Below are 12,620 nucleotides of genomic sequence, written 5' to 3'. Positions count from 1 at the left end.
CTTTAAAATTTTTATTTTATAGCGCACGTTAGTTAGTCTAAACTATCCACTCATAAGAATAACGCTTTTTTATTATAGAGTCAATATTTATATTGAAAACACAAGGTGGTTTATATATAATACATCTATGACTTTTCAAGGATTGTAATCGTTTTGAAAGGAAACGGTAGTGATGGAAACAAATAAGCTTATTCAATTCAGAAACATAGTAAAAGAATTCGATGGCCAGGTAGTGTTAAAGAGCATAGACCTGGATATATATGAAAACGAATTCGTGACTCTGCTGGGACCGTCAGGCTGCGGTAAAACGACGCTACTGAGGATACTCGGCGGATTTTTGGATGCCAACGAGGGACAGATAATCTTTGACGGAAAAGACATAAGCAGCGTTCCGCCTCATAAAAGGGAGGTCAACACGGTGTTTCAGAAATATGCCCTTTTCCCTCATATGACAGTGGGTGAAAACATCGCCTTCGGTCTTAAGATTAAAAAGATGAGTAAGGATGTCATAGATCAGAAGGTCATGAAGATGTTGAGACTCATCGGTCTTGAAGGTTTTGAAAATAAAAATGTAAATCTGCTTTCCGGAGGACAGCAGCAGAGGGTAGCTATCGCAAGGGCGCTGGTAAACGAGCCTAAAGTGCTGCTTTTGGATGAACCTTTAGCTGCTTTGGATTTAAAACTCAGAAAAGAGATGCAGTATGAGCTCAAAAGAATTCAGCAAGAGGTAGGTATCACATTTATATATGTTACCCACGATCAGGAAGAGGCCCTGACTATGTCAGATAAGATTGTCGTTATGAACAAGGGTGAAATATATCAGGTGGGAACACCTCAGGAAATATACAACGAGCCGGAAAATAGATATGTTGCTGATTTTATTGGAGAAAGCAATATAGTATCCGGAATAATGCTTGAGGACTATAAGGTCAGATTTGATGATATTACCTTTGACTGCGTTGATTTCGGATTTCGTGAAAACGAAAAAATTGATGTGGTTATACGACCGGAAGATATAGATATAGTAAAGCCGGAAGAAGGTAAAATGACAGGAACTGTAGAGGACGTGTTCTTTAAGGGTGTTTATTATGATGTGACCGTTGAGACGATACCAGGAACAAATGTGACTGTTAATATGCATGTTATAACGGAGCATGATGTTACCAGTGAAGACGGAAGTGAAAAGATATCCGCAAATGACTTTTATGTGGATTTAGAGGATATGGCAGAACTAGATGAAAGAGAAATTATTGCAAGGGCCGATGCCCAGGCATGGGATCCTGCAACCGATGAATATATTTCAATTTCCAAAATCGAGTATGAGCTGGAAGAAAAAATAGGAGCATATCCTGTTAGATTTTCAACTTCCGCAGGTACAAGCATAGAACGAAAAATTTATGTCATTGATCAGCCATATGTTTCAAATGAAAAGGCCAATGAAGCGGTCAGTGCATTTAACTTCTACAAAACTCCGGAGGAAATTTCAGAATCAGCAGCCCTCGACAATGACCTTAAGATGTGGGCAGGCGCTCAGGGCTGGAAGCTGAGCAACGAAGAAGAAGCTGTAGAAATTTATGTGGATTACAGCTTTGATGCCGATGAAATCACTCCAGGCATATATCCGGTAACATTTATGACTGCCGGACGTGAATTTAAAATTAACACTACAGATTACGTCGAAGAAGGAGCAGAAGTTGGTCTGACCTTCTTTCCGGAAGACATCCATGTGATGAAGAAAATGGTTTATTAGGATTATGAAGAAATTTTCGCAGTTGACAATTCCATATATAGTCTGGATCGTCCTGATGATTGTACTGCCTATGCTGCTTATTGCATTTTATTCGGTAACGGATAGCGGCAACGGAATCGTGGATGTAAGCTTTACCTTTGATAACTATAAAAGGTTTTTTACAGATCCAGATTTTCTTATAGTTTTATGGCGTTCTGTTAAAATTGCCATAAAGACTACGATTATATGCGTGATTTTAGGATATCCAATTGCATATTTTATTGCCGGCAGCAAGCCGAGGACTCAGGGTGTTTTGATACTCCTGGTAACTTTGCCTATGTGGATAAACATGCTGGTGAGAACATATGCATGGATAGGTATTCTTTCTGAAGGCGGTATAGCACAAAAGCTGTTACAGCTTATCGGTCTAGGTAATGGAGATTTGCTGTATACAGAGGGAGCCGTTATGCTGGGTATGGTATATAACTTTATACCGTTTATGATATTGCAGATAAATTCGGCTTTAAGTAAGATGGATAAATCTCTTATAGAGGCGGGAGCTGATCTTGGAGCGAGCAAATTCCAGATATTTAAAAGGATTGTACTGCCTCTTTCCATGCCGGGAGTAATAAGCGGAATAACACTGGTATTTTTACCTGCGGTAAGCTCATTCTTTATACCTAAGCTTTTAGGAGGCGGACAATACTTCCTGATAGGTAATGTAATCGAAAACCAGTTCATAACCGTTGGAGAATGGTCCTTCGGCAGTGCTGTTTCAATGATTATAGCCGTAATAATGATGATAAGCATTTGGGCTGTAAGAAGCATCGAAAACAGGAACAGCGGTGTTAAGAGGAACAGAAAGGCGAGGGTGAGCGATGAAGAAAGATAGACGAATTTTCGGTAAAGTGCTCATCGTCCTTACGATATTGTTCTTTTACCTGCCGATTGTATATATGGTGGTGTTTTCCTTTAACTCGTCAAAATCGCTGACGAGCTTTGAAGGATTCAGCATGCAGTGGTATGTTAAAATGCTGGAAAGCCACGATATGATGACTTCACTTTATACAACGATAATCGTTGCGATATTGGCGACGTTGATTTCCACTTTCGTTGGAACGATAACGGCCATTGGACTGTCAAAATCCAGAAAGGCCGTAAGAAATCTGGTTTCACAGATTAACGATTTTCCTATAATGAATCCGGAAATCGTTACAGCCATAGGCCTGATGCTGCTGTTTATAACCTTTAGTATAAACAAAGGCTTTATGACTTTGCTTTTGGCACACATAGCATTTTGTATTCCATATGTAATACTGAGCGTTATGCCTAAGATAAGAACCCTTGACCCTAATCTTGCAGATGCGGCCATGGACTTAGGTGCAACACCTTGGCAGGCAATCAGAAAGGTGATCATGCCGCAAATTGCACCGGGAATATTTGCAGGGGCTATAATAGCCTTCACCATGTCCTTTGATGATTTTATCATTTCTTATTTTGTAACGGGGGACGGAGTAAAGAACCTCAGTATAATGGTATATACCATGAGCAAGAGGGTAAATCCGAGCATAAACGCCATATCGACACTGGTGGTTGTTCTTATAACCATAGTGCTGATACTGGTAAATGTGATTCCTGCCATACGAAAAAAGATGATGAAGGAGGAAAAGATAGCAAGCCATAGGGGAGCAAAGGTTACAGCGGGAATTCTCGTGGTGGCTGTACTTATCGGTTTCTTTGGTATAAGACATGTAGTTACTCCAACAGGTGAATACGAGGGACAGACTCTTCATGTATATAACTGGGGCGAATATACCGGTGAAAACATCATAGGAGACTTTGAAGAAGCCACAGGGGCAAAGGTGGTTTTGGATATTTTTGATTCAAACGAGCAGATGTATATCAAGGTTGCAAACGGTGAAAGCTACGATGTGCTAGTGCCTAGCGACTATATGATACAAAGATTGATTGAGGAAGACAGGCTTCAGCCTCTGGATCATGATAAGCTGGACTGCTTTGAAAAACTGTCTGAAGGCGTATTAGATCTTTCCTACGACCCGGGCAACAAATACTCAGTACCGTATTTCTGGGGTACAGTGGGTATTGTATACGACAAGACAAAGGTCGATATTGAGGACTTGGAAAGGGAAGGCTTCAATATATTTAAAGACCCTAAGTACAGAGGAGAGACATACCTTTACGATTCGGAAAGGGATTCCTTTATGATGGCTCTGAAGGCTTTAGGCTATTCCATGAATACTGACAGTGAAGCGGAGCTTAACGAAGCCTATGAATGGCTGGTAGAGTGTGTAGAAAACACTGATCCTGAAATCGTAACAGATGAGATAATAGATAACATGGCCCAGGGCAGGAAAGCTCTCGGACTCATATATTCCGGTGATGCTAGCTATGTAATGGCAGAAAATCCAGATATGGGATACTATATGCCGGAAAGCGGAACAAATCTGTGGTCCGATGCCATGGTAATTCCGAAAAATGCCCAGAATGTCGATCTGGCTCATGAATTTATCAACTTTGTATCCGCCTATGAAGGGGCTATGGATAATTCCTCATATGTGGGTTACACTTCCCCGAACGAGGAGGTCATGAATGAGCTTAAGGGCCCTGGCGGAGATTATGAAGGTATAAATGCCTATGTTCCTAGAACAGACAATGAAAACGATGAGATATTTACCTACAATGAAGATACTAGAGTAATAATCTCAAATCTCTGGAGCAAGGTAAAGCTAGCGGCATCGAACAACTGAGATGTTTGACTGAATATGTATTAAGGAGGCTATCGTAATGATGCCTCCTTATCTGTTTATAATCCAAGTTTATTTCTTAATCCCTCTTGAAGAATCTTAGAAAGACTAAGATGTTCCCTCTCAGCAGCTTTAGCGAGCCAAGCAGGTATAGACAGGGTCTTTTTTACAGAATGATTGTTTCTGATGTATCGGTTAATATCAACAGCTACATAAGAAGCAATTTCTTTTGTGCTTATATCTTTAATTGAAGAGGGGACCGGAATATTCTCACCGTTTTCTATAAGGGTGGCAAGATATAGGCCAAGAGCTTCTTGAGCAAGCTGCATAGTTTCTTCTAAAGTGCTTCCATAAGTTTGACATCCCTCAAGATCAGGGAATTCCACCCAGTACCCGCCTTCTTCATGAAATATTGCAGGATATACTTTTAACATTTATATACCTTCTTTCTATACTAATTCTCTTCCTTTCATTTCACAACCTCATAATATTACGTAATTTACGTAATGTCAATCCGCTTAAGCAGCATTTAATCAGTGAGTAAAATAAAAATATCATAATTGGAAAATAATGTAAATAAATATTTTCGGATTTTTCTTGACAATTCCTTAAACTGGTGGTAAGGTACTGTAAACCGATGAAGAAGAGCAAGTACTTTTCGATACTTGTCCCACAGAGAGCTGCGGTAGGTGAGAGCGCGGCGGATAAAGGCGGAGAGGAATGGGCTTCCGAGGGCGAGCTGAAGGGCGCAAAAGCGTAGGTAGGCGAGACGGAGAGAGTACTTCGTAATCAAACGAAGCATATGATGGTATGCTCATAAGTGGGCGCGAGGACGCGTCAAGCCGGGTGGCACCGCAGGAGTTGTGTATATTTACTCCTGTCCCTGCAGTTATTTGTTGGGGACAGGAGTTTTTTTATGACCTATCCCGATTTATCGTAGAGAAATCGCGGAAGGTCAAACACAGAAATTGCGCGGCTTCAGATGCAGGGTAATTTTTCAGTTAGCCGCAGTGCAATTCTTCAGTGATGACCTAACCCAATTTACCGAAGGTAAATTGCTGTCCCATCTAGGAAGCCGGCACATTGACCGGAGAAAGGCAGGAAAAGACTATGACTGAAAAGAAAATACCTTACAAAATCTATATTGAAGAACACGAAATGCCTAAAGAATGGTACAATGTCCGCGCTGATATGAAAAATAAGCCGGCACCGCTGCTCAATCCAGCAACACATAAGCCGATGACAGCTGAGGAATTGGGTGAGGTATTTTGTGATGAGCTAGTGAAGCAGGAAATGGATAATGATAACAGGTATATTCCTATTCCAAAGAAGATAAGGGATTTTTATCTGATGTACAGACCGGCACCTTTAGTGAGAGCTTACTGTCTTGAAGAAAAGCTGCAGACACCGGCTAAGATCTATTATAAGTTTGAAGGCAATAACACAAGTGGCAGCCATAAACTTAATTCAGCCATTGCCCAGGCCTTTTATGCAAAGGAGCAGGGGCTTAAAGGCGTTACCACTGAAACGGGAGCAGGTCAGTGGGGAACTGCACTTGCTATGGCATGCGCATATTTGGAAATGGATTGCAAGGTGTATATGGTTAAATGCTCCTACGAACAGAAGCCATTTAGAAGGGAAGTTATGAGAACCTATGGAGCTGATGTTACTCCTTCACCATCTATGACTACGGAAGTAGGTAAGCAGATTCTTGCAGAGCATCCAGGTACAACAGGAAGCCTTGGCTGTGCAATCTCTGAGGCTGTAGAGGTTTCATCAAAGGACCCGGGATACAGATATGTTTTAGGAAGCGTTTTAAACCAAGTAATGCTTCATCAGTCTGTAATCGGTATGGAAACTAAGATAGCCATGGACAAATACGGCATTAAGCCTGATATAATCATAGGCTGTGCCGGAGGTGGCTCAAATCTGGGAGGCCTTATCGCTCCGTTTATGGGTGAGATGCTTCGTGGTGAAGAAGAATATAAGTTTATTGCAGTTGAACCGGCTTCATGTCCAACTCTTACAAGGGGTAAATTTGCTTACGATTACTGTGATACAGGAAAGGTATGTCCGTTGGCTAAGATGTACACCTTGGGAAGCGGATTTATTCCGTCGGCAAGCCATTCGGGAGGTCTTAGATATCACGGCATGAGTCCGGCGCTTTCCCAGCTGTATCATGATGGATATATGGAAGCAAGAGCCGTTGAACAGACAGAGGTGTTTAAAGCAGCGACGGAATTTGCCAAGGTGGAGGGAATACTTCCTGCGCCGGAAAGCAGCCATGCCATAAAAGTCGCCATAGATGAGGCTATGAAATGTAAGGAAACCGGAGAGGAAAAGACTATACTCTTTGGACTTACAGGAACAGGTTACTTTGATATGGTGGCTTACGGTAAATTTAATGATGGCGAAATGCAAGATTATATACCTACAGATGATGAACTTCAGATAGGCTTTAATGGATTGCCGGATATGAGTGATATAGATGAATAATCATTAGACAAGATAAGAAAATACAATCAAGCAAGTTATGAAGTGGCACTTTTGTTAGCACTCTATCAAAAAGAGTGCTAAAAAAGTGTTGCTTTTTGATTTGATTGGGGTACAATTAAATCGTGGAGGTGAAATGACATGAATATAGAAAGATACACAAGCAAGACCCAGGAAGCTCTGCTGGATGCACAAAACATTGCCATAGGGCTTGGAAATTCCCAGGTGGATAGTGAACATGTTCATATGGCACTGCTTCAGCAGAAGGATGGTCTGATTCCAAAGCTTTTGACATATATGGAAGTTAATGTTGAAGCGATAAAAGGTGACCTGCAGCGCGAACTTGACAAGCTGCCTAAGGTAACTGGTGGAGATCAGAACATATATGCTTCCAGAAAATTTAACGAGCTATTTATGAAAGCCGAAAAAATTTGCGGCGATTTTAAAGATGAATATGTCAGCGTTGAACATGTTTATCTGGCTCTTATGGAGGAAAGAGGTACTGTCAATGCAAATCTCTTTAAACAGTACGGAATAAATAAAAATGATTTTTTAAAGGCCCTTGAAAATGTAAGAGGAAATCAGAAGGTAACAAGCCAAAATCCTGAAGACAATTATGAGGCTCTGGAAAAGTATGGTCGTGACCTTGTGCAGATGGCAAAGGAAGGCAAGCTCGATCCGGTAATCGGAAGGGATGAAGAAATCAGACATACTATACAGATACTTTCCAGAAGGACAAAGAACAATCCTGTCCTTATAGGTGAGCCGGGCGTAGGTAAAACAGCTGTTGTTGAAGGCTTGGCCCAGAGAATCCTTAAAGGAGATGTGCCGGAGGGCTTAAAGGATAAGACAATATATGCCCTTGATATGGGTTCTCTTATAGCAGGAGCAAAATACCGTGGAGAATTTGAAGAAAGACTGAAAGCTGTTTTAAATGAAATTGAAAAGAGCGAAGGAAGGATAATCCTGTTTATCGATGAAATCCATAACATCGTGGGAGCAGGTAAAACAGAAGGCTCCATGGATGCCGGTAACCTGCTCAAGCCTAAACTTGCCAGAGGTGAGCTTCACTGCATAGGAGCAACTACTTTGGATGAGTACAGAAAGTACATCGAAAAAGATGCAGCTCTGGAAAGAAGATTCCAGAAGGTGCTGGTGGATCAGCCTACTGTTGAGGATACAATTTCTATACTTAGGGGACTGAAGGAAAGGTTTGAAATTCATCACGGCGTAAGAATAACCGATAATGCACTGATTGCCTGTGCTACACTTTCAGACAGATATATAAGCGACAGATTTTTACCGGATAAAGCCATCGACCTGATGGATGAAGCCGCTTCTAAGATAAGAACTGAAATAGACTCAATGCCTGAAGAGCTTGACCAGATATCCAGAAAGATAATGCAGCTGGAAATTGAAAAGCAGGCCCTCGGTAAGGAAGATGACAATGCTTCTAAAAAGAGAATGGCGGCCCTTGAGGAGGAACTTGCTCAGCTGAAAAGCGAAAGCGACAGCATGAGGGCTCAGTGGGAAAATGAAAAGAAGGTCATCACCAGAGTCAAGGAGATAAAACAGGAAATAGAAAATGTAAGGCAGGAGATTGAGGACGCAGAAAGAAACTACGACCTTGAAAAATTGGCTCAGTTGAAATACGGAACTCTTCCTGAAAAGGAAAAGGAACTTGAGGAAGCAAAGGCAAAGGCCGATGCTGCCGAGGAAAACAGAATCCTCAAAGAAGAGGTAACCGAAGAGGAAATCGCAGAGGTAGTATCCTCATGGACAGGTATACCTGTGTCAAAGCTTGTTGAAAGCGAAAGAGAAAAGCTGTTGCATCTGCCGGAAATACTCCATAAGAGAGTAATCGGTCAGGAAGAAGGTATAGAGGCAGTAAGTGAGGCTATACTCAGAGCAAGGGCAGGACTTAAAGACGAAAATAGACCGATAGGTTCATTCATATTCCTTGGTCCTACAGGCGTCGGAAAGACTGAACTGGCAAAGGCTCTTTCGGAAGCGTTGTTTGATTCAGAAAAGAACATGGTAAGAATCGACATGTCCGAATACATGGAAAAGCACAGCGTTTCCAGACTTGTGGGAGCGCCTCCGGGATATGTGGGCTACGATGAAGGAGGACAGCTGACGGAAGCCGTAAGACGAAGACCGTACAGCGTAGTGCTCTTTGATGAAATAGAAAAAGCCCATCCTGATGTGTTTAACATACTGCTGCAGCTTCTTGATGATGGCAGATTGACTGATAATCAGGGAAGAACCGTAGACTTTAAGAATACAATCATCATAATGACATCCAATATCGGCAGCGCATATCTGACAGAAAATATTCAGGAAGACGGCAGCATAGCTCCAGAGATAAAACAACAGGTGGAAGACGAAATGAAAAAGCATTTCAGACCTGAATTTATAAACAGGATAGATGATATAGTTGTATTTTCACCGCTGACAGAAGGCGAAATCATACGCATTATAAAGCTGTCTTTAAAGGATATAGAGGCAAGGCTGGAAGAGAGAAATATAAAACTCACTTTGACAGATAAAGGTATAAAACAGATTGCAGATGATTCCTACTCACCAAACTACGGCGCAAGACCTGTAAAAAGATATCTGCAAAAACATGTCGAAACAAATATAGCTTCAATGATTATAGAAGGCACACTGACCGGAGATCAGGAAGTGATAGTGGACAGTGATGGAAAAGACCTGATATTCAGTGTTGAAGATACAGAATAATATTGACTTTATAAGCCCGTGAAAGAAAAGTTCCGGGCTTATTTTAATGCTTTTATGCTATAATAATCCGAGAGAGGTTATTATTATGAAAAAAGCAATAGAAAAATATTTTCTGTATTTTATCATGTATGCCATGATAGGATGGATATATGAAGTATTTCTTGAAGTGGTTGTATACAGATGGGGCTTTTCAAACAGAGGAGTGCTGTTTGGTCCATGGCTTCCTGTATACGGCATCGGAGCACTGATTTTTGTTATTTCACTGCGAAAACTTAAGGAAAGAAAAATATATGCAGGAAAGATAAACATCACTCCTGTACTGGTTTTTTTAGGCATTGTGATTATAGCCACTGTTATTGAACTTATAGCAAGCTATATTATGGAGCTTACCAGAGGTGGATGGATGTGGGACTATGATAGGTTCGCCTTTAATTTTCAGGGAAGGATTGCATTGAATCCAAGTATAAGATTTGGAATAGGCGGCATGATATTCATGTATATTCTGCAGCCTCTGTTTGAAAAGATGACGGGAAGGCTCTCGGACAAAGCACTTAATATCACAGCAGGTGTGACAGGTGTACTTTTTCTGGCTGATGTGCTGCATGCGTTTTTATAGAGGAGCGGAATGATGGACATGATATCCCCGGGAATGTATATTTTTGTGATATTCATAGCAGGTATAGCCGGATTTATAGATGCGGTAGCCGGAGGAGGCGGGGTAATTACTCTGCCTGCATATATGTTTGCCGGAATACCCCCGCACAATGCATATGCCATCAACAAACTGGCTGCGGTAACAGGCTCTGTAACAGCCGCAGTTAAATATATACGCGGAGGAGCAGTTGATATAAAGGTATCTGTTATTGCTGCTGCAGGAAGTGCAGTGGGTGGCCTAGTATCCGCCGGTGTTGTAATGCTTTTATCAGACAGGGTGCTAGAGATACTTGTATTTATAGCGATTCCTCTTGTGGCTCTTGCTATGGTATTTCATAAAAACGATCCGGACGGTGAGCATGCTTTAAGAAAGCTGACCTTCAGTAAGGTTTTAAAAGCTGCCGGTATCGGACTGGCAATAGGTGCCTATGACGGCCTTATCGGCTCAGGCGTGGGAACCTTTGCGATTATCGCATTTGCTTCACTGATGCATTATGATTATATTACTGCGGGCGGCAATTCCAAAGTGATAAATGTAGCAAGCAATGCAGCTGCCCTTGCGACTTTTATTTTAAACGGGCTGATGATTTTTTCAATCGCAGTGCCGTGTGCAATTGCTGCTTTGTGCGGAAGCTGGATAGGAAGTAAAATGGCATTGAAAAACGGTGCAAAAATCATAAGGCCTATGATGTTTGCAGTGGTAGCGATGATGATGATTAAGATGATATATGACATGATAGCGGGGTGACCTATGGATCTTATTATTGCTTTTGGAGTATTTATGGTGCTGATGATAGTTTGCATCGCCATGAACCTTTCAGTGGTGATAGCTCTCATCGGCGGTTTTATTTGTTTTTTTGCTGTTGCTGTGGCAAGAAAGTACAAGCCTCGTCATGTATTTAAAATGTCCCTCGAAGGAGTTAAAACATCTTGGGTTGTGTTGAAACTTCTCTTTCTCATAGGATGTCTTACTGCATTGTGGCGCGCTAGCGGTACGATAGCATTCTTTGTTTATTACGGCATGGACATAATAACGCCGCAAGCCTTTATAATTATAGCTTTTTTACTTACTGCACTTATGTCATATTTTTTAGGAAGCAGCTTCGGTGTAACAAGTACTGCGGGAGTTATGCTTATGATATTGGCAAGATCAGGGGGCGTAAATGAGTTTATAACTGCGGGAGCTATACTTTCCGGGGCTTACTTTGGAGACAGATCTTCTCCGGTATCATCTTCAGCCTTTCTGACTGCGACCATGTCAGGAGTCAGTCCCGAAGAAAATAAAAAATGGCTGCTTAAGACGGGCGTTTTCCCGCTGGGGGTTACTGGAATAATATTTACTGTTCTTTCCTTTAAAAATCCTATCAGCGGTGTTTCGCAGAGCGTAATGGAATCCCTTTCCGGGACATATGATATATCCCTGTGGGCGGCGGTGCCAGCCATTGTGCTTTTAGTTTTGCCGTGGATGAAAGTCAGTGTCAGTAATACGATACTTATAAGTGCAATTACTTCCTTTGTGGTGGCTGTTATCTTTCAAAATCAAAGTCCGGCTGCTCTGGTCACCTATATGGTAACAGGATATGAGCTGGATTCGGCGGCTTTGGGAGATATTATGGCAGGAGGCGGTGTCATTTCCATGGTGGAGGTTATGATAGTTGTTATTCTGTCCAGCTCCTATGCGGGAATCTTTGAAGAAACGGGAATGCTAAATAGCCTTAAGGATAAGATGGACAAGGCGGCAACTAAGATTGGGCTGTTCGGTTTGCAGTTGGTGTTTTCGGTGCTTTCCGTTATGATTTTCTGCAATCAGACCATAGCAACTATACTTTCAGTGCAGCTGCTAGGGGATACATATAAGAGAAAGGGAGCCAGCAATGAGGAATTGGCAATGGACATCGGAAATTCGCTTATAACCATCTGCGGTCTTGTGCCGTGGTCCGTGGCATGTGCAGTACCTCTTTCCATGTTGGATATAGGTAACGGTGCAATACCGTGGTGCATATTCCTTTACATGAATCCGATATGCTATATATTTACGAAAAGATTATTTTTTAAGAAAAGATAAAGAATACTAATATAAAACGGAACTCCGCTTTAATGGAGTTCCGTTCAGACTGTAGACAAAGGTCCAATCTCAATTTTGAGATTGGGCTTTTTCTTTTGCATAAAACACATATAAATCGTTGAAATATCAACGCTTATGGCGGTATTTATGATATAATATTAATATAGAAATT

At 41.5% G+C, this 12,620-nt stretch carries 8 protein-coding genes and 1 pseudogene; 8 read left to right on the top strand and 1 reads right to left on the bottom strand.

The features are described from left to right. Positions 1–172: 172 nt before the first annotated feature. From INF20_RS08040 to INF20_RS06670, 3 genes and pseudogenes are all read left to right on the top strand, one after another. Positions 173–1,156, top strand: a pseudogene (locus tag INF20_RS08040) (ABC transporter ATP-binding protein); the annotation flags it as partial. Between the two features lie 598 nt (positions 1,157–1,754). Further along, complete coding sequence (locus tag INF20_RS06675; RefSeq protein WP_226385599.1) at positions 1,755–2,621, top strand: ABC transporter permease; 867 nt, start codon at positions 1,755–1,757, stop codon at positions 2,619–2,621. Further along, positions 2,608–4,497: an extracellular solute-binding protein gene (locus INF20_RS06670; RefSeq protein ID WP_226385598.1), complete on the top strand. Its 1,890-nt coding sequence runs from the start codon at positions 2,608–2,610 to the stop codon at positions 4,495–4,497. The genes INF20_RS06675 and INF20_RS06670 overlap by 14 nt, the downstream gene beginning before the upstream one ends. A gap of 56 nt (positions 4,498–4,553) precedes the next feature. Here INF20_RS06670 and INF20_RS06665 read toward each other — a convergent pair whose 3' ends face one another. Beyond that, a complete protein-coding gene (locus INF20_RS06665; protein WP_226385597.1) occupies positions 4,554–4,928 on the bottom strand; it encodes a type II toxin-antitoxin system HicB family antitoxin in 375 nt (124 codons plus the stop codon). Positions 4,929–5,604: 676 nt separating this feature from the next. Between INF20_RS06665 and INF20_RS06660 the strand changes: the two genes are divergently transcribed. From INF20_RS06660 to INF20_RS06640, 5 genes are all read left to right on the top strand, one after another. After that, on the top strand, positions 5,605–6,990 hold the full coding sequence (locus INF20_RS06660; RefSeq protein WP_226385596.1) for a TrpB-like pyridoxal phosphate-dependent enzyme: 1,386 nt from the start codon (positions 5,605–5,607) through the stop codon (positions 6,988–6,990). Positions 6,991–7,128: 138 nt separating this feature from the next. Next, on the top strand, positions 7,129–9,729 hold the full coding sequence (clpB, locus tag INF20_RS06655) for an ATP-dependent chaperone ClpB (RefSeq protein WP_226385595.1): 2,601 nt from the start codon (positions 7,129–7,131) through the stop codon (positions 9,727–9,729). An 85-nt stretch (positions 9,730–9,814) separates the two neighbouring features. Beyond that, the gene (locus tag INF20_RS06650) at positions 9,815–10,345 is read left to right on the top strand and encodes a putative ABC transporter permease (RefSeq protein ID WP_226385594.1); all 531 of its coding nucleotides are present in this window, start codon (positions 9,815–9,817) and stop codon (positions 10,343–10,345) included. Between the two features lie 9 nt (positions 10,346–10,354). Continuing rightward, on the top strand, positions 10,355–11,131 hold the full coding sequence (locus tag INF20_RS06645; RefSeq protein ID WP_226385593.1) for a TSUP family transporter: 777 nt from the start codon (positions 10,355–10,357) through the stop codon (positions 11,129–11,131). A 3-nt stretch (positions 11,132–11,134) separates the two neighbouring features. Continuing rightward, complete coding sequence (locus tag INF20_RS06640; protein ID WP_226385592.1) at positions 11,135–12,448, top strand: Na+/H+ antiporter NhaC family protein; 1,314 nt, start codon at positions 11,135–11,137, stop codon at positions 12,446–12,448. Positions 12,449–12,620 lie beyond the last annotated feature (172 nt).

Source organism: Gallibacter intestinalis, from assembly GCF_014982745.1.
Taxonomy (GTDB): Bacteria; Bacillota; Clostridia; order Peptostreptococcales; family Anaerovoracaceae; genus Gallibacter; species Gallibacter intestinalis.
This window is presented reverse-complemented; position numbering and strand designations above follow the sequence as displayed.